The organism is Streptomyces sp. NPDC048278 (genome assembly GCF_040652195.1).
Taxonomy (GTDB): Bacteria; Actinomycetota; Actinomycetes; order Streptomycetales; family Streptomycetaceae; genus Streptomyces.
Genome location: NZ_JBEZLP010000012.1, coordinates 37707 through 62143 on the forward strand (window position 1 = coordinate 37707; position 24437 = coordinate 62143).

23 protein-coding genes are annotated in these 24437 nt (G+C 71.6%); 13 read left to right on the top strand and 10 right to left on the bottom strand.

Annotated features, from left to right (window positions below):
• Positions 1–5: 5 nt before the first annotated feature.
• Together AB0D74_RS21715 and AB0D74_RS21720 are read right to left on the bottom strand one after the other, a co-directional pair.
• Positions 6–2177, bottom strand: coding sequence for a hydantoinase B/oxoprolinase family protein (locus tag AB0D74_RS21715; protein WP_362589197.1), 2172 nt, complete (start codon positions 2175–2177; stop codon positions 6–8).
• A complete protein-coding gene (locus AB0D74_RS21720) occupies positions 2174–4279 on the bottom strand; it encodes a hydantoinase/oxoprolinase family protein (RefSeq protein ID WP_362589200.1) in 2106 nt (701 codons plus the stop codon). The genes AB0D74_RS21715 and AB0D74_RS21720 overlap by 4 nt, the downstream gene beginning before the upstream one ends.
• A 94-nt stretch (positions 4280–4373) precedes the next feature.
• Here AB0D74_RS21720 and AB0D74_RS21725 point away from each other — a divergent pair, with 94 nt between their 5' ends.
• The 8 genes from AB0D74_RS21725 (at position 4374) to AB0D74_RS21760 (ending at position 12706) form a co-directional block, all read left to right on the top strand.
• Positions 4374–4844 carry a MarR family transcriptional regulator gene (locus AB0D74_RS21725; protein ID WP_362589203.1) on the top strand — a complete coding sequence of 157 codons (471 nt, stop codon included), beginning with the start codon at positions 4374–4376 and terminating at the stop codon, positions 4842–4844.
• 269 nt (positions 4845–5113) lie between these two features.
• Positions 5114–6331 carry an amidohydrolase family protein gene (locus tag AB0D74_RS21730; protein WP_362589206.1) on the top strand — a complete coding sequence of 406 codons (1218 nt, stop codon included), beginning with the start codon at positions 5114–5116 and terminating at the stop codon, positions 6329–6331.
• A 15-nt stretch (positions 6332–6346) separates the two neighbouring features.
• Positions 6347–7915, top strand: a complete 1569-nt coding sequence (locus tag AB0D74_RS21735; protein WP_362589209.1) for a carboxylesterase family protein — start codon at positions 6347–6349, stop codon at positions 7913–7915.
• Positions 7912–8679, top strand: a complete 768-nt coding sequence (locus AB0D74_RS21740; protein WP_362589212.1) for an SDR family oxidoreductase — start codon at positions 7912–7914, stop codon at positions 8677–8679. Before AB0D74_RS21735 ends, AB0D74_RS21740 begins: the two co-directional genes overlap by 4 nt.
• 84 nt (positions 8680–8763) lie before the next feature.
• Positions 8764–9240, top strand: coding sequence for a nuclear transport factor 2 family protein (locus tag AB0D74_RS21745; protein ID WP_362589215.1), 477 nt, complete (start codon positions 8764–8766; stop codon positions 9238–9240).
• A gap of 10 nt (positions 9241–9250) precedes the next feature.
• Positions 9251–10591, top strand: coding sequence for an FAD-binding oxidoreductase (locus AB0D74_RS21750; protein ID WP_362589218.1), 1341 nt, complete (start codon positions 9251–9253; stop codon positions 10589–10591).
• 95 nt (positions 10592–10686) lie between these two features.
• Positions 10687–11643, top strand: a complete 957-nt coding sequence (locus AB0D74_RS21755; RefSeq protein WP_362589221.1) for a LysR family transcriptional regulator — start codon at positions 10687–10689, stop codon at positions 11641–11643.
• Between the two features lie 64 nt (positions 11644–11707).
• Positions 11708–12706, top strand: a complete 999-nt coding sequence (locus tag AB0D74_RS21760) for an ABC transporter substrate-binding protein (RefSeq protein ID WP_362589223.1) — start codon at positions 11708–11710, stop codon at positions 12704–12706.
• Between the two features lie 93 nt (positions 12707–12799).
• Here AB0D74_RS21760 and AB0D74_RS21765 read toward each other — a convergent pair whose 3' ends face one another.
• From AB0D74_RS21765 to AB0D74_RS21780, 4 genes are all read right to left on the bottom strand, one after another.
• On the bottom strand, positions 12800–13591 hold the full coding sequence (locus AB0D74_RS21765; protein WP_362589226.1) for an SDR family oxidoreductase: 792 nt from the start codon (positions 13589–13591) through the stop codon (positions 12800–12802).
• A 21-nt stretch (positions 13592–13612) separates the two neighbouring features.
• Entirely contained in the window at positions 13613–14464 is an 852-nt protein-coding gene (locus AB0D74_RS21770) for a fumarylacetoacetate hydrolase family protein (protein WP_362589229.1), read from the bottom strand.
• Positions 14461–15333, bottom strand: a complete 873-nt coding sequence (locus AB0D74_RS21775) for a fumarylacetoacetate hydrolase family protein (protein ID WP_362589232.1) — start codon at positions 15331–15333, stop codon at positions 14461–14463. The genes AB0D74_RS21770 and AB0D74_RS21775 overlap by 4 nt, the downstream gene beginning before the upstream one ends.
• Positions 15334–15423: 90 nt before the next feature.
• A complete protein-coding gene (locus AB0D74_RS21780) occupies positions 15424–16023 on the bottom strand; it encodes a carboxymuconolactone decarboxylase family protein (RefSeq protein WP_362589235.1) in 600 nt (199 codons plus the stop codon).
• 103 nt (positions 16024–16126) lie between these two features.
• Between AB0D74_RS21780 and AB0D74_RS21785 the strand changes: the two genes are divergently transcribed.
• On the top strand, positions 16127–16945 hold the full coding sequence (locus tag AB0D74_RS21785) for an IclR family transcriptional regulator (protein WP_362589237.1): 819 nt from the start codon (positions 16127–16129) through the stop codon (positions 16943–16945).
• Between the two features lie 10 nt (positions 16946–16955).
• Here AB0D74_RS21785 and AB0D74_RS21790 read toward each other — a convergent pair whose 3' ends face one another.
• A complete protein-coding gene (locus AB0D74_RS21790; RefSeq protein WP_362589240.1) occupies positions 16956–17711 on the bottom strand; it encodes an SDR family oxidoreductase in 756 nt (251 codons plus the stop codon).
• A gap of 380 nt (positions 17712–18091) precedes the next feature.
• Here AB0D74_RS21790 and AB0D74_RS21795 point away from each other — a divergent pair, with 380 nt between their 5' ends.
• The 3 genes from AB0D74_RS21795 (at position 18092) to AB0D74_RS21805 (ending at position 20227) form a co-directional block, all read left to right on the top strand.
• The gene (locus AB0D74_RS21795; RefSeq protein ID WP_362589243.1) at positions 18092–18493 is read left to right on the top strand and encodes a hypothetical protein; all 402 of its coding nucleotides are present in this window, start codon (positions 18092–18094) and stop codon (positions 18491–18493) included.
• Between the two features lie 62 nt (positions 18494–18555).
• Positions 18556–19359: an SDR family NAD(P)-dependent oxidoreductase gene (locus tag AB0D74_RS21800; RefSeq protein WP_362589246.1), complete on the top strand. Its 804-nt coding sequence runs from the start codon at positions 18556–18558 to the stop codon at positions 19357–19359.
• Positions 19360–19498: 139 nt separating this feature from the next.
• On the top strand, positions 19499–20227 hold the full coding sequence (locus tag AB0D74_RS21805; protein WP_362589249.1) for a class II aldolase/adducin family protein: 729 nt from the start codon (positions 19499–19501) through the stop codon (positions 20225–20227).
• 117 nt (positions 20228–20344) lie between these two features.
• Here the strand turns inward: AB0D74_RS21805 and AB0D74_RS21810 are convergent, their stop codons facing one another.
• From AB0D74_RS21810 to AB0D74_RS21820, 3 genes are all read right to left on the bottom strand, one after another.
• Positions 20345–21868 (bottom strand): amidohydrolase family protein, encoded by a 1524-nt coding sequence (locus AB0D74_RS21810; RefSeq protein ID WP_362589252.1) that lies wholly within the window; start codon positions 21866–21868, stop codon positions 20345–20347.
• A gap of 143 nt (positions 21869–22011) precedes the next feature.
• The gene (locus AB0D74_RS21815) at positions 22012–22896 is read right to left on the bottom strand and encodes a pirin family protein (protein WP_362589255.1); all 885 of its coding nucleotides are present in this window, start codon (positions 22894–22896) and stop codon (positions 22012–22014) included.
• 47 nt (positions 22897–22943) lie between these two features.
• A complete protein-coding gene (locus AB0D74_RS21820; protein ID WP_362589258.1) occupies positions 22944–23870 on the bottom strand; it encodes a zinc-binding dehydrogenase in 927 nt (308 codons plus the stop codon).
• Positions 23871–23960: 90 nt separating this feature from the next.
• On the opposite strand from AB0D74_RS21820, the gene AB0D74_RS21825 reads away from it, so the two are divergent.
• Positions 23961–24425: a MarR family winged helix-turn-helix transcriptional regulator gene (locus AB0D74_RS21825; RefSeq protein ID WP_362589261.1), complete on the top strand. Its 465-nt coding sequence runs from the start codon at positions 23961–23963 to the stop codon at positions 24423–24425.
• Positions 24426–24437: the final 12 nt, after the last annotated feature.

Sequence of the window (24437 nt, forward strand, 5' to 3'; positions counted from 1 at the left end):
CCCGGTCACGGCTCCTCCCCGTGCAGGTGGCTGCCGGTGGGCACGGGGTCGTCGCGGTGCTGGACCTCGTAGGAGAGGGCCGTGCCGCAGCCGGGGCAGGACAGTTCGCGCAGGACGTAGTCGGGGTGGAAGCCGCCCCCGTACGGTCCGGCGGCAGCCCAGTCCACCTCGCGCACCTGGGCACCGGCCGCATAGCTGTCGGTGCGGGCGCCGAGCCGGGTGTGGCAGAGCGTGCAGCGCAGCACGGATCCCGCCCCGGCGACGGCGACCACCTCCACGACGTCGGCGACCGCGAAGCGGGTTTCGCCCTCCGCGGTCGCCGGGACCACGGGCGACGGGCGGCGACCGGCGGCGCGCTCCCGGCGCAGTTCCGCGGTGGCGGCGGCGTCCACCTCGCCCCGCTCGTCCAGGACGACACCGTAGATCCTGCGGGCCGTGTCCCGGGAGACCAGGGACTCGGCCACGTCGACGGCTACCCGGGCCGGGTCACGGCGCAGCGGGTCGCCGTAGCCGGCGCCGCCGGGCACCCGTCCGACGAGCACGTCGTCCACGGTGATCGGGGAGTGCTGCTTGGGCAGTTGCACGTCGGTCCGCTCGGCCGTGAGGTCCTCGGTGCCCGACGGCAGCCGGCCGGCGGCCAGCTGGGCGCGGATGTCGGTGCCGCGCAGAATCGTCGTGCCGGCCGGGCCGCCGGGCATGCCGCCGGCCAGTCCGCGGCCCCCCGGCACCATGACCCCGGACGACATGGTGCTGACCGTCGAGGGGCGCCCGGTCTTGTGGGCGGAGACGGCGTACTCGATGCCCACTCCCCCGCGGTACCGTCCGGGACCGCCGCTGTCACGCAGTTCGCGACGGTAGTGGTGGAGGACCTGGCCGCGTGATTCGAGCACCTCGATGCTGGGCAGCCGCGCCTTGGTCGAGTGGAACGGTCCCGCGGTGTCGATGCCGTCGCCGTGCACCCGGGCGCCGCCTCCGCCGCCGAAGTGGTTGGCGAGGATCGCGAAGGCGGGCTCCCGGCCCGGTCCCGCGGGGGGTGTGACGAAGGAGCAGCCCATCATGCCGGGGCTCCAGGTGGCCTGTGCCTCGGCACGGTGGCGGGGCGAGCAGAGCATCATCTGGCCCATGGCGTGCACGACGGCGTCCTGCGCGGTGAGGGTGGCCATGATCGACGCCATCGAGGTGGCGGCCGGGGGCAGCGCGTCGACCAGGGTGCCGGGTTCGGTGACGATGGTGACGATGCGGCGCAGTGCCGCGACCGACCAGGGCAGGTCGTGGCACAGCTCCATCAGGACGACCCCGAGGACGGCCCCTTCGAGTGCCGGCCGGGCGCAGTTGACGGGCCCCGCGGCCTGTCCGGCCGTACCCGTCATGTCCACGGTGAGCGACTCGCCGCGCTTGTCGATGCGGCAGACGACCGGATACAGGGTGGGGGTGGTCCCGTCGTGGTCGTGGTAGGTCCGCGCCGTCCAGGTTCCGTCGGGGATCTCCCGCAGCCGCGTGCGGACGACGCGTTCGACGTGCTCGGTGATCTGCTGCTCGACGGCGACGAGGGTGTCGTGGCCATAGCGGTCGACGAGTTCCCCCACCCGCCGGTGGGTGAGCAGCAGGGCCGCGAGCCGGGCGCGCAGGTTCAGCTTGTTCAGGTGCGGGGTGCGCGTGTTGCGCAGCCAGATGTTCTCGATGTCGCGGCGCAGGGCGAAGCCCTCGCCGATCTTGACACCGGGGATCAGCGGGCCCTCGGAGAACTGGTCGCGGGCGGTCGAGACCATGCTGCCCGGCACCGAGCCGCCCACGTCGTTCTCGTGCATGACGATGCCCGACCAGGTGACCAGCCTGCCGTCGGCGAAGACCGGCATGGCGAGGACCGCGTCGTTGGGGTGCAGCGCGCCCCACCACGGGTCGTTGGTGAAGAAGACGTCTCCCTCGTGCACGCCGTCCGGGCCCCACTCCTCGATGACCCGCCGGACGAAGTCGTCGATGCCGGTGGCGTGGTGCATGACGTAGGCGCCGACGAACAGGCCCCCGCCGTCGCCGGTCGTGAGCGCGGCGTTGAAGTCGTAGCCCTCGTGGACGATGGGGGTGCCGGACAGGCTCGACGCCATCCGGGCCTGGTCGTCGTTGATCGCCCAGAGGCGGTGGCGGATCACCTCGAAGGTGATCGGGTCGACGGTGGTCATGCGCGGGCCTCCACGCGGGTGAGGACGATGCTGCGGCGCGCGTCGACGTCGGCGCGCCAGCCGGGGGGCACCACGACGCTGTCGCCGGGACGCTGGACGACGGCGGGGCCGTCGATCCGGTGGCCGGGCCGGATCCGGCTGCCGTCGAAGATCCCGGACGGGACGTAGCCGTGCCCGTCGAAGTGCGCCGGGCGCTGTCCGGTGCGGGCCGCGGCCGGGTCCGGTTCGCCCAGGGGCAGTTCGGGGAAGTCGACCGGCGGGATCCGGCGGACGCCGACCACCCGGTGCTGGTCGATCTCGACCGGGGAGCCGGTGAGGACGGACGCCGCGCCGTACAGGGAGCTGTAGGCGTGCGCGAAGTCGTCGTACAGCCGCTCGGCCCACCCCGTGCCGAAGGGGCCGTCGGGCAGCGGGACGTCGAGGGAGATGAACTGGTTGCGGTAGCGCACGCCGACGGACCGCTGGAAGCCGACGTCCGCGACGGCGGTGCCCTCACGCTCGAACTGCGCGGACACCTGCCTCTCCAGTTCCCGCAGGTCGCCCTGGAGTCGCTCCAGGTCGTCGCAGGCGAAGGGCCAGTGGATGGTCCTCGACCGGGTGGCGGAGTGGGTGATGTCGCAGGTCAGCATGCCCTCGGCGGAGAAGACCGTGGACTCGGCCGGGATGAGGACGGACCTGACGGCGATGTCGTCGCCGTAGAAGGCGGCGTGGGCGGGGGCCGCGCCGCCGTAGGCGACCAGGACGCACTCGCGCGGGTCGTGGCCGCGGGCGATGGTGACGCGGGTGATCTGGTCGGCCATCTGCGCGTTGACGATGCGGAAGATCCCGGCGGCCACCTCCTCCGGTTCCATGCCGAGCGGGTCCCCCACGGTGGCCAGTGCCTTGCGGGCCCGGTCCACGTCGAGGGGCATCCGACCGTCCAGGAAGGACGCGGGGTCGAGGTAGCCGAGCACGAGGTCGGCGTCGGTCACCGTGGGACGGTCGCCGCCGCGTCCGTAGCACGCCGGGCCCGGATCCGAACCGGCGCTCTGCGGACCGACGTTGAGGACACCGCCCTCGTCGATCCAGGCGATGCTGCCGCCGCCCGCGCCGATCGGCTCGACATCGATCTTGGGCAGTTTGAGGGTGTACCGGTCGACGACCGGCTCCTCCGTCAGGGGCAGTTCGCCGTCCCGGATCACGCACACGTCGAACGTCGTGCCGCCGACGTCACTGCAGATCAGGTTCTGCTCGCCGTACAGCCGGCCCAGATGCAGACAGCCGAGCGCACCGCCCGCGGGACCGGAGTCCAGGGTCACGACGGGCCTGGCGCAGGCCTCGGTCACCGAGGTGAGGCCACCGCCCGCCTGCATCACCAGCAGCGGGTGCTTCAGTCCGTCCGCGCGCAGCCGGTCCTCCAGCTCCCGCAGATAGCCGACGACCTTGGGGCCGACATAGGCGTCGACCACCGTCGTGGCGGCCCGTTCGTACTCGCCGATCACCGGCGCGACCTCGTGCGACAGCGACAGCATCACCCGCGGGGCGTGCGCGCGGACGATCTCGCCGATCCGCTTCTCGTGGGTGGCGTCCAGGAACGACCACAGCAGCGAGACGGCGATCGACTCGACGCCGGCGTCGACGAGTTCCTCGACCGCGCGGCGCGCCTCGGTCTCGTCCAGGGCCACGACGGCCTCGCCCTCGCGGTCCACGCGTTCGGTGACGCCCCGGGTCAGCGATCTGGGGACGAGTGGTACGGGTTTGTGCAGCGCGCTGGCATGGATCACCTCGCGCTCGGACAGGCCGGCCACCTTGATGTAGGCGCGCCCGATGACCAGCGTGTCCTCGTGTCCCTTGGTGGTGATGAACCCGGTGCGCGCTCCGCGCCGGGTGACCATGGCATTGGTGGCCTGGGTGGTTCCGTGGACGAAGCGCGCGGTGTCGGCCAGCAGTTCCGCGCGGGGGATCCCGATGTGTGCCGCGGCGGTGTCGAGTGCCGAGAGCACCCCGTCGGCCAGGGCTCCGTAGCTCGTGAGGGCCTTCGCGGTGGTCCGGGTGCCCGCGCCGTCGACCACGACGCAGTCGGTGAAGGTCCCGCCAATGTCAACAGCGACGTCGTATGACACGGCTCTACTCCTTTGCAGGGTGAGGCGGAGCATACGAACTAGACAAGTACTTGTCTATCTTCTCGGCGCGGGAGGAATGCGATAGCGTGCCGCCATGCCCGAGCCCCTGGTGGAACCGCCACGGACGTCGATCGCCCTGATGCTCCGCGCGGTCTACAACCGCCTCACCACGGAGATCCAGGCGGCGGTCAACACCGCGGGGCTCGACGACTTCCGCCCGGTGCACGGCAACGTGATCCCGTTCGTGCCGGAGGAGGGCATCACCGTCAGCACGCTGGCGGCGCGACTGGACCTCAGCAAGCAGGCGATCGGCCAGGTCGTCGAGGAACTGGAGCGCCTCGGATACGTGGAGCGCCGGCCCGACCCCGGGGACCGGCGGGCCCGGCTGCTCTTCCTCACCGACCGCGGCCGGGCCGTGCGCCCCGTGGCCGAGGCCGCCTCCAAGGCGGTCGAGCGCCGCTGGGCCGAACTCATCGGCCCGGACTCCCTGGAGTCGCTGCGCACAACCCTGCGGGACCTGCTGGACAGCCTGGAGTCACCCCCCTCCGACCAGGCCCGACGCTGAATCCTGGGCCCGCCCTTCGGACGCCGGAATCCACCGGACGGTGAAAGTTCCTACGGCGGATGCCCGGTACCGGGCGACGAATTCATCGTTCGGTTTCTCCTAACAATCGTGCCCGAACTCCCAACAATGGCCTGCGGCACATCATCTTGACGATGAGACATACGCAGGGGCTGAATTACCTGGCGTGGCGGGCGCGGCATCGAACGGCGCCACGACTTCCCGAACCCATCCGCACGTGAAGAGGTTCTGCTGTGTCTTCCGTCGTCTTTGTGAATGTCTCCGTGTTCGACGGCACCGGCCGTACTCCGGTGCCCGGTGAGGTGCGCGTCGACGGGACGCGCATCGCGGTGGTGGCGCAGGGCGGGCAGAGCGTGCCCCGGGCCGGTGCCGTGGTGGTGGACGGCCGGGGCGGGACGCTCATGCCGGGGATGGTGGACGCCCACGCGCATCTGACGTTCCCGTTCGGGGTGGGACGCCCGGCCTCCGGATTCATGCTGCCCCCCGGTGAACTCGCCTTCGCCGCGGCCAACAACGCACGGCTGCTGCTGGAATCCGGCTTCACCAGCGCCTTCTCCGGCGGGTCGGTGAACGCCGAGGTGGAAGTGCACCTCAAGCACGAGATCGACGCCGGCCGGCTGCCCGGCCCACGGCTGCGGGCCGCCTCCTTCGAAAAGGCCGCGACCACGGAGCCCGGCACGCTCATCGAGTTCGACGACGATGACACCAGGCCGGCGGCGCTCAGTGAATGGATCGGCGAGATGGCCGAGTTGGGCTGCGACAACATCAAGCTGGTCCTGTCGGGCCGCAGCGCGCTGGAGCCGCAGTACTGGGACCTCGTCAACTACGGCGACGATTCCGTGGCAGCCGCCGCACGCACCGCCAAGGCGAAAGGGCTGAAACTGGCCTGCCACGCGATGACCGCCGAAACCGTGAAACAGGCCGTCCGCAACGACTTCGACGCCATCTACCACGCGAATTTCGCCGACGCCGAAGCCATCGACATGCTGGAGGAGAAGAAGGACCGGCTTTTCCTCGCCCCGGCCGTCGGAATTCTGTACGCGGACTGCTACGAAGGCGGATTCACGCCCGAACAGGTCCGGGACCGCGGCTCCCAGGAGGCCTTGGACGCGATCTGCGAGACCTACCAGGAGATCCGCACGCGCGGCATCCCGGTGCTGCCCGGCGGGGACTACGGCTTCCCGCACAACCCGCACGGCACCGAGGCCCGCGACCTCCAGCACTTCGTGGACCTGCTCGGCTACACCCCGGCCGAGGTGCTGAGCGCCGCGACGATGCAGGGCGCCCGGCTGATGGGCATGGGCCATGAACTCGGCCTGGTCAGGGAGGGCTACCTCGCCGACCTGCTGCTCGTCGACGGCGATCCGACCGGCGACATCCGGCTCTTCCAGGACAAGGAGAAGATCGCCGTGATCATGCAGGACGGCCGTCTCGTCAAGGCCGGTTCCACCGTCCCCGTCGCCGTCTGAGCGAGGAGTACCAGGATGCTTGAGCACGCGATCCGAGTCGACGGCGGTCTGGTGCGCGGAGTGCCGGACGAGAACGGCGCGGGTACGGTCTTCCGCGGGATCCCGTTCGCCGCGCCGCCGACCGGCGAACTCCGGTGGCGGCCACCGGCACCCGTGCGCGAGTGGACGGGCGAGCTGCTGTGCGACCGCTTCGGACCCGCCTGCATGCAGCCGATGGTCCCGCGCGACGGGCTCATGGCGCTCTTCTCCTTCGCCGACCCGCCCGAGTGCGGGGTGAGCGAGGACTGTCTGTACCTCAATGTCTGGACGTGCGCCGAGGACCCGGACGAGCGAAGGCCGGTGATCTTCTACGTCTTCGGCGGCGGGAACCGGGTGGGCGCGGGATCCCATCCGGTCAGCCGGGGACACAACCTCGCCCGGCGCGGTGCGGTGGTCGTCACGGTGAACTACCGGCTCGGACCGCTCGGCTTCCTGGCCCACCCCGCCCTCACCGCGGAGCAGGGCACCTCGGGCAACTACGCCGGCCAGGATCTCCTCGCCGCACTGGGCTGGGTGCGGCGCAACATCGCCCGCTTCGGCGGCGATCCCGACTGCGTCACCCTCGTGGGCCAGTCCGCGGGCGCCGGCCACGTCCAGTCGCTGATGGCCTCGCCGCAGGCGCGCGGACTGTTCCACCGCGCGGTCGGCTCCAGCGGTGGCCGCTTCGCCGCCGAGGCCTACGGCTACGGGATGGAGACGCTCGCGCAGGCGGAGGACAAGAGCCGCGCGGTACTGGAGAAGGCCGGTGTCCAGGGCCTGGCGGGGATGCGCAACCATCCGGTCGACCAGCTCTACGGGCCGCGCAACTTCTGGGAGATCATCGCCGACGGGCACTTCCTGCCCGAGACCTCGCAGGCCGCCTTCGAGGCAGGGCACCAGGCGGACGTCCCGTTCCTCGCGGGATTCAACGCCGACGAGGCCGGCCCTTACCCGGCGCCGCACCTGTGGAGCAGGCAGGCCCTGGCGGAGGACCTGCGGCGCCAGTTCGGCCCGGACGGAGCGGCGGAACTGCTCAGCCTCTACCCCATGGCCGACGACGCGGACGCCAAGCGGACCGCCTACCGGCTGCGCACCGAGGGCGGCTTCGCCTGGCAGGCCTGGCAGTGGGCGGTCAGCCACGCCAGGACCGCCGCCGCGCCCACCTGGCTGGCCCGCTACGAACAGCCGCTCGCGCTGCCTGCCGACGCCCGCTTCCACCAGCCGCCACCCCCGGGCGGCTACGGCGCCTTCCACGGCAGCGAGCTCTTCTACCTCTTCGACACCCTCGACACCCGGCCCGACTGGCCCTGGACCGAAGAGGACCGCGCCGTCGCCGACCTGTGCGCCACCACACTGCTGACGTTCGCCCGCACCGGCGACCCCGGCCACGAGGGGCTGCCGTCCTGGCCGCGGTTCACCGGGCCGGAGGGCGCGGCCATGCACCTCTCCCCCACGCCGTTCGCCGGTCCACTGGAGGAGCAGCCCCGGCTCGCCGCGTTCAGCCGCCTGTTCGCCGAGCAAGCCGAGCAAGCCGAGCAAGCCGAGCAAGCGACGGTGACGCGGTGAGCGGGTTCGCGGATCTCACCGGGAAGGTGGCGCTGGTCACCGGCACCGGGTCGGGGATCGGTCGGGCGACGGCCCTCGCGATGGCACGGCAGGGCGCGACGGTGGTCGGCTGCGACCTCGACGCCGATGCCGCCGAGAACACGGTCAAGACCGCGGCCTCGCAGGGGCTGGTCCTGGACAGCGTGCACCCCTGCGACCTCACCCTGCCCGACGAGGCGAACCGTGCCGTGCGCGAGACGGTCGCACGCCACGGCGGCCTGGACATCGTGGCGAACGTCGCCGGCAGCCCCGCTCCGTTCGCGCCCTTCGCGGTCACCGACTTCGACGGCCAGTGGCACCGCACCCTCGTCGGCGAACTCGACCTGGTCTTCCTGCTGACCCGGGCGGCCTGGCCGCACCTGGTCGAACGCGGCGGCGGCTCGGTGGTCAACATCGGTTCGGCGGTGGCGCACATGGGCTTCCCCGAGATGCCGGCCCTGCCGCACATCACCGCCAAGGGCGGCGTCGTGGCCATGACCCGGCAGCTCGCCGCCGAGGGGGCGGCGCACGCCATCCGGGTCAACACCGTCTCCCCCGGGCTCGTCGCCACCCCGCAGAGCGGGGACCCGACCGTCGTCGAGGACGACGTACTGCGCCACCTGCTGATCAAGAGGTACGGCAGGCCCGAGGACGTCGCCGCCTGCATCGTGTTCCTCGCCAGCGACGAGGCCTCCTGGGTCACCGGCGCGGAGTACCTCGTCGACGGCGGCGCGACCGCCGTCTGACCCCGGGTCAGAACTCCGCCCGTCCTTCTCCCCCTCCCCCTCCCCCTCCTTCCATCTCATCCGCACTCGAGGATCCTCATGCTGATGCCGAACACCGTCCCGAAGGTTCCCACCTCACTCGAAGAGCAGGTGCGGTGGCTCGTCGACCGGGCCGCGGTCGGCGACCTGATCACGGCGTTCTCCCGGTCGCTGGACGCCCGTGACGAGCAGGCGCTGCCGACCCTGGTGACCGAGGACGTGGTCTTCGCGTTCGGGGACCAGGTCCTGGCGACCGGACGCGAGGCCTTCGTCGGGTCCGCCCTCGGCGCCATGGGCCGCTACGCCGCCACCTGGCACTGCCCCGCTCACCCCGCCATTGATGTCGACGGGGACACCGCGGTGTCCCGCTCGTACCACACCGGGATCCATCTCGACGACGCCAAGGCCCCGCACGAACACGGCGACGGAGGCGGCTGGTACGACTGCGAGTACCGGCGCGAGGCGGACGGCTGGCGGCTCAGCCGTATCCGGCTCACGATCGTGTGGACCAGCGGCGGGGGCGACCGGCCCATCGAGAAGTAGGGATCCCCCGATGTCACTCGACGCAACGCTGGAACGCAAACTCCTGTGGTCCCATGACGAGGGCTACGAGCGGGCACGCCGCGCCGCCGTCTGGAACGGCCGCAAACCCGACCGGCGCCCGGCCGGCATCGTGCTGGCCGAGGACGCGGCCGACGTGGCGGCGGCCGTACGGCTGGCCGAGGAGCGCGGACTGCGGGTCTCCGTCCGCGCGGGCGGGCACAGTTACTCGGCCGCCGGTGTGCGTGAGGGCGCGCTCCTCGTCGATGTCTCAAGGCTGCGGGACATCGGCATCGACACCCGGACCCGGACCGCGGTCGTCGGCCCCGGCGTCCACGGCGGCGACCTGGACCGGGCGCTGGAGCCGCACGGGCTGTTCTTTCCCACCGGTCACTGCCCGACGGTGGCCGTGGGCGGCTTTCTGCTCGGCGGCGGACTGGGCTGGAACTGGCGGTCCTACGGTCCGGGTTGCGTCCTGGTCCAGGCCGTCGACGTGGTGACGGCGGACGGGCGGCTCGTCCGTGCCGACGCGTCGCACAACCGTGATCTCTACTGGGCGGCCCGTGGGGCGGGACCAGGTTTCTTCGGTGTCGTCACCGCCTTCCACCTGCGGGTTCAGCCGCGACCCGCCGTCATCAAGGCCACCCTGCACGCCTACCCGCTCGCGGTGCGCGGGGAGTTGCTGCACTGGCTGCACGGGATCCGCCATGAGATCGCCCCCGTCACCGACCAGGCCTGCTACGTCACCCAGGAGGCGAACCACTCCCCGGACGCGCCGACGGCACTGTCGCTGGCGATCGTCTTCGCCGACTCGGAGCGTGCGGCCGACGAGGCACTGGCGCCCTTCGCCGACTGTCCCGTGGGCGCGGAGGCGATCTGGCGCCGTGACGGCGTCGCCGTCCAGAACGTGCGGGACCTGCCGAACGACCTGTACCCGGAGGGACATCGGTACGCGCAGGACAACATCATGTCCAGCTCGCCGGCAGCCGAACTGGTACCGGCCCTCGACGGGGCCCTGCTCTCGCTTCCGACGCCGAGGTCGCACCTCAACTTGATGAACCTGGCGGGTACCCCGGAGCTGCCGGACATGGCGTTCTCCCTGCTCGGCGAGACCCTGATCGAGCTGTACTCGGTATGGGAGGACCCCGCACGGGACGCGGAGATGCAGGCCTGGGTGACCGGCCACGCCCGGCGGCTGGACCCGGTCGCCATGGGCAGCCAGCTGAGCGGCGAGTCCATGGCGAGCCGCGGGTTCGGACCGGAGGCGTTCTTCTCCGCCGCCGCGCTGTCCCGGCTCGACGTCCTCCGCGGCCACTGGGACCCGGACGGTCGCTTTGTGTCGTTCCTGCTCTGACGCCCTTGCTGTCCCCTGCTGTGACGCCCGAAGACCTGGCCGGACCGGAACCCGCCCTGTACACTGCGGAAGTAACTTTCATACAGCGAAAATCCGTGAGGAACGCTGTGGACCTGACCCTCCAGCAGCTCCGCTGCTTCATCGCCGTGGCCGAGGAGCTGCGCTTCGCCCGGGCCGCCGAGCGACTGCATGTCGCCGTCCCGTCGGTGAGCCAGCAGATCACTGCTTTGGAACGCCGGTTGGACACGCCGCTCTTCCACCGCACCTCCCGGCACGTCGAGTTGACGAATGCCGGGGCCGAACTCCTGCCACTGGCCCGCCAGGTGACCGCGTCCATGGCCGCGGTGCGCGCCTGGGGCGAGCAGCGGCGGGAGGGCGCGGTGACCCTGCGGCTCGGGCTCGTGGTCAGCAGCCCCGTCTGTTCGGCCATCCTCGCCGAGGCCTCCCGTGAACTCCCCCGCATCCGCTGGGACATCCGTCATCTGACGTTGGCCGAGGCCCTGGCCGCCGTCCGCTCCGGGGCCGTCGACGCCGCCCTGGTCCCGGAGCTGGAACCGCCGTCCCCGCACGGCATCCGCATCGAGGCCCTGTGGTCCGAGGGCCGCGTACTGACCGTCGCCGCCACCCACCGCCTGGCCGGCCGCACCGCGGTCGACATCGCCGAGACCGACGACGAGACGTTCTTCGGCGTCGAGAGCGACGTGTCGCATCGCAGCCGCTGGTTCGCGGTGCCGCGGACCAGCGGACGGGAACCACGGATCAGGACCGTCCGCCGTGGCGTCGAGGAGGTGCTGGACATGTGCTCGGCCGGACTGGGCGTGGGTATCGCCGGGACCACCACCGCGCTCAGCCACGCGCGCCCCGAGCTGGCCTACGTACCCGTCCGCGACATCCCCGACATGACGGTGTACCTGCTGCGCGGCAGCGGTCACGGGCCCGGCCCCGTGGCCGCTTTCGCCCGCCTCGCCGTACGGGTGGCCGGGCAGGTCGCCGGACGCTACGGCGCCCGGCCGCCGTCGGCCTCCTCCCCCGTCGATCCCCTCACCGCCTGACCTTGCAGTCGGCCCCGCGCGGCCACCGGCCCAGGGCGGACAGCACACCTGAACCGGAGACACGATGCCCGACATCCCCCTGACACTCGCCTGCGGCGACTACGACCGCACCCGCGCCCTGCACGAGGGCTCCGTCCGCCCGGAGGGCGTCTCGCTGACCTGTCTGCGCCTGCCGGTGGAGGAGATCTTCTTCCGCATGGCGCGGTTCGCGGAGTTCGACGCCGCCGAACTCTCCCTGTCGAGCTACCTGCTCACCCTGGATGCCGAGGCACGAGGTCGGTTCGTCGCGATTCCGGTGTTCCCCTCCCGGTCGTTCCGGCACAACGGCATCTACCTGCATGCCGGCTCCGGGATCGACAAGCCCGGGGATCTCGTGGGCCGTACGGTCGGCGTCGCGGAATACCAGCTCACGGCCGCGGTGTGGATCCGGGGCATCCTGGCGGAACACCACGGCGTGCCGGTCGACTCGGTGCGCTACCGCACCGGCGGACTGCACCAGCCCGGCCGCGTGGAGAAGATACGGCTCGACCTGCCCGAGTCCGTCGACATCACGTCGATCCCCCCGGACCGCACGCTCTCCGACATGCTCGAACGCGGCGAGATCGACGCGCTGTACACCCCACGCGTCCCGCGCTGCTTCCGGGACGGCGCGCCGACGGTACGCCGGCTCTTCGAGACTCCCCGAGAGGTCGAGGCGGAGTACTTCCGTCGCACGGGCGTCTTCCCCGTGATGCACACCGTCGTGCTGCGCCGCGAGGTGTACGAGGCCCACCCCTGGGTCGCCATGTCGCTGCGGAAGGCGTTCGAGGAGGCCCGCCTGGACGCTCTGCACGACATCGACGACACCGCCGCGCTGCGGCACATGCTGCCGTGGCTCACCGAGGAGGTGCGGCACACCCGGGAGTTGATGGGCGAGGACTACTGGACCTACGGCCTGGACGACGCCAACACCACCGCCGTCGAGACACTGACCCGCTACTCCCATGAACAGGGCCTGGCCCGGCGGCCGTTCCTGGCGGCCGAGCTGTTCGCGCCGGAGGCGCTGGAGACGGTTCTGGTCTGAATCGGGTGGCCTGATCCGTGTGGTCCGATCCATGTGGTCTGTACCGTGCCGCCCGGCCCGCGGTCTCCTCGGCGGCCCGGGCGGCACGGCCCGTCAGGCGCCGAGCATGTTGAAGCCGCCGTCCGCGTTGAGGTAGACGCCGGTCATGTGGGAGGCGTCGTCGGTGGCCAGGAACAGGGCGGTGCCCGCGAGTTCGGCCGGACCGGGGATGCGGCGCATCGGCGTCTTGGAGATCATGTCCTCGCGGCGGCCGGACTTCCAGTCCGCGCGGCCCAGCAGCGTCTCGGTCTCGATGAAGCCGGGCGCGAAGGTGTTGACCCGCACGGTGGGGGCGAACGCCTGGGCGTAGGACTTGGTGATCCCGAGGATGCCGTACTTGGCGGCGGCGTACTGCGGAGCCCGGGCGCTGCCGCGGACGATCACGGTGGAGCCGATGTTGACGATGGCGCCGTGGCCCTGGTCGAGCATCCGGGAGCCGAACTCGTGCACGCACAGCAGGGTGCCCTTGATGTCCACGGCGAGGACATGGTCGACGGCCTCCTCGGTCAGGTCACGCCACGACGTCTGCTCGCCCGCCATGTCCCCGACGTTGTTCACCAGCACGTCCAGGCCGCCGGAACGGGCGAAGACCTCGTCGGCCATGCGGACGATGTCCTGGTGGACGGTGATGTCGGCCCGCACGGTGAACGCCTCGCCGCCGACGTCCTTGATGCGGGCGACGGTCCGGTCGGCGCCGGCGGCGGACGAGCGGTAGTGGACGGCGACCCGGGCGCCCTCCTGTGCGGCACGTACGGCGATCTCCGCGCCGTAGCCGGTGCCCGCCCCGGTCACCAGCACGGTACGGCCCTCGAAGCGGCGGGGTACGGACGTGTTCTTCTCGGACATGGCGGTCCTTGTCTGCGTGGGTCAGATGTCTGTGGGGCCCGTGAACCGCTGGCTGATCTCGCCGATGCCCTGGATACGGCTGACGAGTTCGTCGGCGGCGGTGAGGTAGCGGGGCGGGTCCATCCGGTTGCCGACCCCGGCCGGGGTGCCGGTGAAGACCAGGTCGCCCGGGAACAGGGGGAGCACGGCGGAGAGACGGGCGATCAGTTCGGGTACGGCGAAGATCATGGACTTGGTGCGGTCGTGCTGGACGGTCTCGCCGTTGAGCAGTCCGCTGATCTCCAGGTCGTCCGGGTCGTCGAGTTCGTCGGGTGTGACCAGGACCGGACCGGTCGGGCCGAAGCCGGGGAAGGACTTGCCGAGGCTGAACTGGGCGGGCTTGCCCCGGAGTTGGATGACGCGTTCGGAGAGGTCCTGGCCCACGGTCAGACCGGCCACCGCCTCCCAGGCACGGTCCTCGCTCACCCGGTACGTCTCGCGTCCGACGACCGCGACGAGTTCGACCTCCCAGTCCACCTTGCCCTCGGGCAGGCGCACCTCGGTGTGCGGGCCGGTGACACAGGACGGGAACTTGGTGAACACCAGCGGCTCGGCGGGCGGGGTGAAGCCCGCCTCCGCCGCGTGCGGCGGGTAGTTGAGCGCGACGGCGAACACCTGGCGGGGGCGTGGGACGGGAGCACCGAGCAGGGACACGTCGACCGTCAGGTCGTAGGCGTCGCCCGGCAGTTCGGCCGCCCAGTCGCGCACCCGCGGCCAGTCCGCCAGCAGGGCCATCGGGTCGGACGGCAGCCGGCCCCGCGAGGCGACGGTCACGTCGGCGGCGCGGTCGCCGCCGACGACGACGGCCCGGCCGTCCAGGACGCCGAGCCTCACCAGTCCACCTTCTGCGGTACGGGGGTGCCGTGACCCTCTTCCCAGCCGATGACCGGGGTGCGCAGGACGCCGAGGCGTTCGACCTCGGCCTCGATGACATCGCCCGGCTTGAGGTACATGTCGGGGTCACCGCTGAAGCCGGCCACGCCCTGCACCGTGCCGGTGCTGATCAGGTCGCCGGCGCTGTAGCCCTGCGGGGAGTGGTACGCCACCAGGTGCGGGATGGAGACGGACATCCGGTTGGTGTTCGACTTCTGCCGGACCACGCCGTTGACCCGCAGTTCCATGTCGAGGTTCTGGGCGTCGGGGATCTCGTCGGCGGTGACGATGTACGGGCCCAGCGGACAGAAGGTGTCGATGGCCTTGCAGAAGGAGAAGACCCCGGACTCCATCTCGCGGCGCTGGATGTCGCGGGCGGTGATGTCGTTGAAGACGACGTATCCGGCGATGTGGTCGTGCGCGTCGTCCACGCCGAAGAACTTGCCGGGCCTGCCGATGACGACGGCGATCTCCAGCTCGTAGTCCAGCTCGGAGGTGAGGTGTTCGGGGTAGACGACCGGCTCGTCGGGGCCGACGATCGCGTCGACGTTCTGGAAGAAGACGATGCCCTTGTGGATGGGGTGCGACCAGTCGACGTTCTTCGACTCGTCCTCGTGCTCCCGGAAGTTGCCGGAGGTGTGGAAGAACTTCTTCGGCACGATCGGCGCGCGCTGCCGCACGTTGTCGAGCCGCAGTCGCTCGCCGGTCTCCGCGACCCGGCCGTCCCGCTCGAAGTACTCCCGCGTGGAGGCGACTTCCAGGGGAAGGACGAGGCCTTCCTCCAGGATCAGTCTGCCGACGCGTCCGTCGTCGAAAGTGACCAGTTTCATGGGATGCCTCCCTGCTGGATTTTCGTCAGATGAAAGCACACTTCGCGAAACGAGAATCGTAGGCGAGTATCGACCGCCCCGAACGTTTCGTCAAGGAGTTGTCGATCGGTCCGCGCTCTTGGTGGATGGCCTCTCACCTGCGAAGACTCGAAGCTGGAGGGCGAGCATGCCGTAGTAGCCGACCAGCGTCGTGAGCTCGAACAGGCCGCGCTCCGAGAGGGCCTCGACGGCCCGGCCGTACTCCTGGCCACTCAGCGCGGCCTCGTGCACGAGCGCGTGCACGACCCGCAGGGCCGCCGCCTCCTCGTCGTCGACCGGCTCGGGCAGGCCGCCTTCACGAAGGGCGGCCAGGTCGCGCTCGCTCAGGCCGCAGCCGCGCCCCACGGCCTCGTGGGCCTCCCGCTCGAAGTCGCTCCCCCAGCGGGCGGCCACCGCGAGGACGGCCGCCTCACGGACCCGGTCGTCCAGCACGGAGCCGTAGCGCACCGCCGCTCCGACGGCCTGGACGGCGAGACCGAGCGGAGGACTGAGCAGCATGGCGTTGAACGGCCCGCGCAGACAGCCGTCCTCGTCCACCAGCGGGAACGGGCGCGGGCCGGTGCCTCTCGGGCCGCCGGTGACGGCCCGGTAGACCTCGGCCTGCTCGTCGGTGAGTTTACCGGGCCTGAGCCCGGCCAGTCGGGTCGCCACCGGCCCGTCTCCTCCGGTATGCATGTGACACCTGCTTCCATAGAATGAAAGTCCCGAGGACGCCCGCCCCTGCCGGGTCATCCGCCGATACGTCGAGAGAGTGATGAGACCAGTGCCGCACAACGCCGCCGGTGACGACCGGCAGCCGGAACCCGCCAAGCGCGGATACCAGGTGGAGGCGCTGGCCAAGGGGCTGCGCCTGCTCGGCCTGTTCTCCGAGCGGCGGACGTCGATGAAACTCACCGACATGGCCGCCGAGACGGGGGTGCCGCTGCCCACCGCGTTCCGGATGGCCGCCACCCTGGTCGGCGAGGGATTCCTGGAGCAACTCCCGGACGGCACCTACCGGCCGGCGTCCAAGGTCCTCACCCTCGGGTTCGCCGCCCTGCGCTCACTCGACCTCGTACAGCTCGCCGAGGGCCCGCTGCGCAGGCTCGCGGAGAAGACAGGCGAGACGGTCAACCTGGGCACGCTGTCCGAGGACCGGGTGACCTATCTGGTGCGGCTGCGCAACAACGACCTGGTGACCGCCAACATCCAGGTCGGTTCCCGGCTGCCCGCGGTGAACACCTCCATCGGCAAGATGCTGTTGAGCGACCTCGACGGCGAGGCCCTCGAACAGCGCCTGACGAAGGCCTCGTTCAGCGGCGCGCAGGGACCCAACGCCATTCCCTCGCTCGCCAGGCTGCGGCCCGTGCTCGCCCGGATCCGCAAGCAGGGCTGGGCCGCGCAGGACGAGGAACTCTCGCACGGGCTGCGCTCGGTGGCCGTCCCGGTCCGCGACGCCCGGGGGACGATGGTGGCCGCCGCCAACGTGGCCGTACCGTCCATGGAGTTCACCCCTTCCCGGCTGGTGGACGAACTGCTGCCGCCGCTGCGGGAGACCTGCCAGGAGATCTCGCGCCTGCTCGGCGGCGAATGATCACCCCGGCTCATACGAGCGTGCGACCGCCGTCCACGTAGAGGATCTGTCCGGTGACGTAGGCGGCCCGCCGCGAGGCCAGGAACAGCACGGCACCGACGACGTCGTCCGGCAAGCCGAGCCGCCCGGCCGGGACCAGGCCCGTCATCTCCTCGCGCATGCCCGGCCTCGCCAGGTACTCGCGGGTCAGCTCGGTCTCCGTGTAGCCCGGGGCCACGGCGTTGACGTTCACACCGTCGGCCGCCCACTCCCGGGCCATCACCTTCACCAGTTGGTCGAGTCCGCCCTTGGACGCCGCATAGGGGCCGTGATGGCGGTGGGCCAGCAGCGAGGAGACCGACGAGAAGAAGACCATGCGGCCCCGGCCGGCCGCCCGCATCCGGCGCCCGGCGGCGCGCCCGGTCCAGAACGCGCTCGACAGGTTGAGCGTGAGAATGCGCTCCCACAGTTCGTCGGGGGTGTCCACCACCGGGCGCCGGTCGTTCATCCCCACCGCGTGCACCAGCACGTCGAGGCCGCCGAGTTCGTCCACGGCGCCGGCGACGGTGTCCTCACACGCCTGCGGCCTCGTCAGATCGGCCACCAGCAGCCGGACATCCGCTTCCGCTAGGCCCGGATCGCCCTTCAGCGCTTCGAGCCGAGCGCCGTCGACGTCGGCGACCGCCACCCGGGCGCCGGCCTCGGCCAGCCCTCCGGCACAGGCGGCGCCCAGGCCTCCCGCGCCCAGGACGAGGGCGCGACTCCCTTCCAAGCCGAGCCATCCCATACCCAGCCTCAACTTTCGCTCAATGAAAGTACATTTCACAAGCTGCGGGGCCGACGATAACGCCCCGCCGAGAGCGGCGTCCACCCCGCGGGCACACCCCCCCAGGCACACCCACGGATTGTTGGCAATTTCGTCGAAGGTATTGTCCGGCCCGACCGGCGTCCATACCGTCCGGCCGAACCGGGGTCCCCCGGAGCGCGCCCCGGACACCGTCGGCGCCCAGCTCGGGCCCGCCCGGCGCACCGGCGCCCCGTCCTCGCCTGCGCGTGGGCCATGCCCCCCCCCGCGATCACCGCACATCGAGACACATCCAGCCGGGACCCCGGCGATGCCCCGTCGCCGCCCGCACCCGCACCCACGTCAAGGAGAGTCGATCACCGATGAATCCCTTCGTCGTCAACGGCCTGCCGGCCCATGTGCTGTACGTGCATGTCGTCGTCGTCCTCGTTCCGCTCACCGCCCTGGCACTGGTGGTCTGCGCCCTCTGGCCGAGAGCGGCCCGGCGGCTCGGCCTGCTGCTGCCCGCCCTGGGGCTGGTGACCTTCGGAAGCGTTCCGCTGGCCACCAACGCCGGGGAGTGGCTGGAGCGGCGCGTACCGAGCACCCCGCTCCTGCGGCGCCACGCGGAACTGGGCCAGGGCCTCTCTCCGTGGGCCCTGGGCCTGTTCCTGGTGTCGGCCGCCGTCACCCTGTCGGTGATCGTCGGGGCCGGGGCCGTCGTGGACGTCTACCGGATCGGCGACGCCGGCGCCAGGGCCGTCTGGTCGAACACCCTCTCCTAGTAACAGGCTTTACTCACGTCAAGCTATTGACAGCAGGTAACCCATGGGCACACAGTCGGCGCATGACACGAGCCCTCGCCCTGATCACAGGCGCCGCGTCCGGTATCGGCCGCGCATACGCTCGACGCCTGGCCTCCGCACACGACTTCGTCCTGGTGGACCTGCGCGCGGAACCGCTGGCCGACGTCGCCGACGAGCTGCGGCAAGCCGGTGCCGCCGTGGAGTCACTGGCAGCCGACCTCTCCACGCAGGACGGCATCGCGAAGGTGACCGGCCGTCTGGCCAAGGGAGACGTCAGACTGCTCATCAGCAACGCCGGCGCGGGCGGCTACGCCAGGCTGGCGGATGTCGCCCCGGAGGACGTCGCACCCGTGCTCACCCTCAACGGGGTGGCACACATCCAGCTGGTGCACGCCGCGCTCCCCGGGATGCTCGCCGCCGACGCGGGGACGATCGTCACCGTCGCGTCCCTGCTGGCGTTCAGCGCGGCCCAGACCAACGAAGGCATCCCGCACCGCACCCTGTACGCGGCGGCGAAGGCGTCCCTCGTGGCCTTCACCAGGACCCTCGCCGTCGAACTGGCCGGGACGAACATCCGCACCCAGGTCCTCTGTCCGAGTGTGGTCGCGACCGAGTTCAACCACGGTGCCGGGTTCGACGCGCCCATCGCCATGACGGCGGAGGACGTCGCCCAGGCCGGTCTCACCGGCCTGAGTCTCGGGGAGACCGTCTGCATCCCGGGCCTGGAGGACCAGGCCGCCGTCCTGGAAGCCTTCGCGGCGGCGGAGACGGCCGTCCTCAACGGCGGCTTCCGTCCGGCACTCGCGGCCCGCTACCGGCAACCGGAGGAAGCCAGTGACCGCTGACACCCGCGAACGGGACATCTCCTCTGCGGCGGCGGGCCCTTGACCGCGCGCACGGTCGGCGCCGGACTCACGGCACCGTCGACAGCGCGCCGACAGACCGGACGGCGGCCGGACCCGCGTTCCGTGCCCGAGGGCGCCCGTGCCGACGGGTGACGACGCGAGCCTCGCCGGTGAGGTCGCGATGGGCAACAACGCGCTGGCCACGGCCGGTCAGAGTGATCTGGTCTGGGGACACGCCTCGCTGCGCGACCCGGCGGGCCGCGGCGCCTGGATGAAGGCCTCCGGCTGGGGCTTCGAGGAGGTCACGCCGGAGCGGGTGGTGCTGGTGGCCAGGGACGGCAGTGTCGTCGCGGGCACCGGCAGGCGGCACATCGAGTTTCCCATCCACCTGGAGGTGATGGCGGCCCGCCCCGACGTGGGGAGCGTCGTCCACACCCACGGAGCGGCGGCCACCGCCTTCGCCTCCCTGGCCGTACCTCTGCGCGCACTCTCCCATGACGGCGTCGAGTTCGCGCTGCCGCCCGTCCCCCGCTGCACCCGCACCGGCAGCCTCGTCCGCACCGCGGAGCTGGGCCGGGCCCTCGCCGACACCATCGGTGACGGGCCCGGCTGCCTCATCCCGCAGCACGGCCTGGTCACGGTGGGACCCGACCTCGCCACGGCCGTCATGCGGGCCATGCTGCTCGACCGGGCCTGTGCCCAGCAGTTGCGCGCCATGGCCGCGGGTCACCCCGTGCTGTGGTCCGACGACGAGGAACTGCGGCTCAAGCAGGCCGAGGTATGGCCACCGGAACAGATCCGCGCCGGGTACCGGTACCTCGTACGGAAGGCCGCGTCGACCGGGGGTGCGCCTGCGCCGGAGGTATAGCCGGCGCGGCCGTGCGCGGACCCGGCATGGTGCGTGGAGCGGCCACGGTGCCTGGAGGCGACTCGCTGAGGAGAGCCGGGAACCGAGAGACACGGAGAGTCGCCCGAGGGCGCCCGTTCACGCGCCCATCGCCTGCTGCCACTCCTTGGCCGGGATCTTCGAGCGCAGGTACTCCAGGGACTGCTGGACCTGGTGCCGGGCCCGCTGGAGGTCGACCCCGACCAGCGTGCCGCGGTGCTTGAGGACCCGCCCGTTGACCAGCACCGTGTCCACGTCACCGCGGCCGGCCTGGAACACGATGTGTCCGGCCGGGTTGTTGACGACGGACATGGCGGGGCTGGACCGGCCCAGCAGCACGAGGTCCGCGCGCTTGCCCGGTGTGATCGAGCCGATGAGGCGGTCCAGGCCGAGAGTCCGCGCGCCGCCGATGGTCGCGTACTCGAGCACGTCCTGTGCCCGCAGCGCGTTGCTGGACAGCGACTTGCCCGCCTGGTGGGCTTGCAGGTGCGCAAGGCCCCGGTCGGCGCTGAGGGTGGCGCGCATGGCGGAGAACATGTCGGCGCTCCACCAGATGACCGTGTCCTGGGACAGCGAGATCGGGATGCCGAACTCGCGTGCCTTCGCGCTGGGCGGGTAGCCCTGCCCGGCGTTGAGTTCGCTCTCTGCCGACAGGGAGATGTAGGCGCCGCTGTCGGCGATGCGCCGGTAGGAGTCGTCGCTCAGTGTGGCGGCGTGCACGAGGGTGGTCGTCGGCGAGAGCGCGCCGTTGTCCTGCAGGAAGCGAAGGCCGTCGTCACCGACGAACCCGAACAGACCGGCGTGGGTGCTGAGTGGCAGACCGAGGTCGCGGGTGTGCCTCAGAGCCCGGCGGGCGTCGTCGGTGAGGGCGTACACGTCGAACGCCAGCTGCATGGTGACCAGTTGGTCGGAGCCTGAGAAGCGCTCCTTGAGCATCCTGTCGACGCGTCCGTCGTAGACCCAGCTCAGGTCGAGCGCCAGGCTGCTGTAACCGAACCGGGCCCGTCCCGGTACGGCGAACAGGGCGTCCACGGCGGCATCGGCGTGCTCGGGGGTGGCCAGCCCGTGCGAGAAGTCCATGGTGGTGGTCACACCGTCGTTGACCGACTCGACCATCGCCAGGTAGTTGGCCGCGTAGATGTCCTGCGGCCGGAACAGCGCTCCCCACTTCATGATGATCGTGTTGAAGTACTGGGTCAGGGTCCAGTCAGCGCCCACGCCCCGCAGCGCGGCCTGCCACATGTGCTGGTGCGTGTTGACGAAGCCGGGCAGGAGCAGCGCCCCGGCCGTGTCCACCACCGTCGTCCCGTGCGGCGCCGGCAGGTGCTTTCCGACCGCCTGGATGTCGGTGCCGTGCACCAGCACGTCGGTGTCGTGGAGGACACCTCGGCGCGGGTCCATGGTGACCACGGTGGCGCCGCGGAAGAGGATCGGCCGGCCGGCGGCGAAGGTGCGCGGCCCGGGGGCCGCGGCGGCCGGGGTCGCCGTGACGGCACCGGCGGCCAGGGCGGTGGCGCCGAGCGCCGCCGCACCGGCGAGCACCTGGCGCCGGCCGGTCCGTGGTCCGCCCCGGTCGGCCGAACCGGCATCGGATCCCGCAAACGCGCCGTCTGTCATGTTCATGATGTACTCCGAATCGTGCGCTGCCGACCCGGCTCTGTCGCCGAGGCGGAAAACAAGGTGTCGGGTCTCGTGGACGTGGCCACAGGGGCCCTGTACGGCCGACGGCCCGGACAGGACGGCCGACGCCCGGTCGCCCGCGCGGCTCAGCGGTCGTAGGCGATGCGGGCCAGGCGCGGGACCGGGCCGAAGTCGCCCGCGTGGAAGTCCGTGAACGCCTTGGTGATCTCCAGCTTGGTGTTCATCACGAACGGGCCGCCCACGGCGACGGATTCACGCAGCGGGGTGCCGCTGTAGACCATGACCCGGGCGGGCCTGTCCGGGTCGACGGCCGCAAGCTGCAGGGTCGTGGTCGCGCGACCGGCGACCGGGTCGGACCAGCCGGTCCGACCGGCGCGCAGCTCCCGACCGCCGACCAGCAGACGGCCGTCCATCACATGGGCGAACAGCCGGTGCTCGGCGGGTACTTCGAGGTCGTAGGAGGCCTCGGGGTCGAGCGTGGCGACCAGGCCCTGCACGGGGTGGTGCGTGTCGGCGGTGCCGGTGACGCCGTCGACGGTGCCGGCGTGCACGTCGATGCGCACGCCGGGCGCCTGCACCCGGGACATGGCGGCCAGGGTGAGGTCCTGGTACCGCGACGGTGTCATCTTCTTCCCGGCCGGGAGGTTGAGCCACATCTGCAGGACGTGCGCGTGCTCGTCGCGGTAGGCGAGTTCCCGGTGGATGATGCCCCGGCCCGCGGTCATCCACTGCACCTCGCCGGCCTCCAGCGCGCCGGCGTGACCGAGGTTGTCGCCGTGCTCCAGGACACCGTCCACGACGGTGGTGACGGTCTCCAGGCCACGGTGGGGGTGCCACTCGAAGCCGGGCGTGGAGAACCAGTCCTCGACCAGCGCGAGGAACGGGTCGGTCAGGGCCGGGTCGGTCGGCACGAAGACGAGGGCCTTGTCGTCGACCTGCGCGTCGGGGCCCAACTGCTGCTTCTCGGTGATGCGGTCCAGGGTCCTTTGACCCGCCAGCGGTGTGTTCATGGTGCTGCTCCGGTGGGATGGGAAGGGGAGGGGAGGGGAGGCACGGATCAGGCGGCGACGCGCAGGGCGATCTTGCCGCGCGTGTGGCGGGTGGCCAGGGCCCGCAGCGCCTCGGCCGCCTCGGTGAGGTCGTACGTCTGCTGGATGCCCACGGTGACGGTGCCGTCGGCGAGGTGTCGCGCGACGCGTCGCAGGATCTCCGAGCAGGGTCCGTGCATGATGTTGGTGCGTCCGGGGCCGTAGCCCGCCGCATCCGTGGGGGAGGCGATCCGGCCGCCGTCCCGGACCAGTTCGGCGTACGGGGTGATCTCGTACGCGGTGACCGCGTCGAGCAGCGCGTCCACGCCGTCGGGACACAGGGCGCGCACTGCGGCACGGACGTCGCCGCCGCGCGGGAGGACGACGCTCACGCCGAGGCCGCGCAGGTACTCCGCGTCCTCCGGCAGGCCCGGCGCGAGGACGGTGGCCCCGGCCGCGCGGGCGAGTTGTACGGCGACGCCGCCGACGCCGCCCGTCGCGCCGACGACGAGGACCGTGTCGCCGGGCACCGGTTCCAGCGCGTCGACGGACATGACGGCCGTGGTGCCCGCCAGGGCGGCGGCGCCGGCCTCGGCCATGCCGAGCCGGGCGGGTTTGCGGGTGAGCGTGTGCTCGCCGGTCGCCACGAGTTCGGCCCACGCCCCGCGGACCGGCTCGCGCGCCGGAATCTCCCCGAACACCTCGTCGCCGGCCTCGACGGAACCGACACCCTCCCCCACCGCCTCGACGGTCCCCGCGAAGTCGCGGCCGAGGGTGACGGGCAGCCCGTGCGGGACCTGGTCGGCGAAGAGACCGGTGGCGATGTCCGCGTCCAGCCAGTTCACCGATGACGCCCGGACCCGGACCAGGACCTGCCCGGGGCCCGCGACCGGTTCCGGGACGCCGTCCCGCAGCAGGGGCCGCGCACCGAATGCGGTGACGGTCAAGGCCTTCATGATCGCTCCTGGTCTGCCGGGCCACCCGAAAACCGAATGACACGTCATGCAACATACATGACGCATCATGTATTCCGGTAGACTGGGCCCATGACCAAGTGGCTATCGACCGAGCAGCAGCAGGCCTGGCGCGGGCTGATGCACCTCACCTCCCAGCTCCAGACCGTGCTGGGGCGCCAGCTGCAGGACGACTACGGAATCTCCCTCGCCGACTACGAGGTGCTCGGCCGTCTCCACGACGGGCCCGGCGACGGGCTGCGCGCCCGGGATCTCGGCGCGACCCTGGGCTGGGAGCAGAGCCGCCTGTCCCACCAGCTCAGCCGGATGCAACGGCGCGGCCTGGTCGAACGGGAGGAGTGTCTGACCGACCGGCGCGGCGCCACCTTCCGGCTCACCCCGGCCGGCCGCACCGCGATCGAGGAGGCGGCCCCGGGACACGTGGAGGCCGTCCGCACCATGGTCTTCGACGCCCTGTCGGCGGAGCAGGTGACCCACCTCGCGGAACTCACCGACACGCTGGTCAGCCACCTTGCAGGCGCCGACCGGACGGGCTAGCGGGGCCTTCCC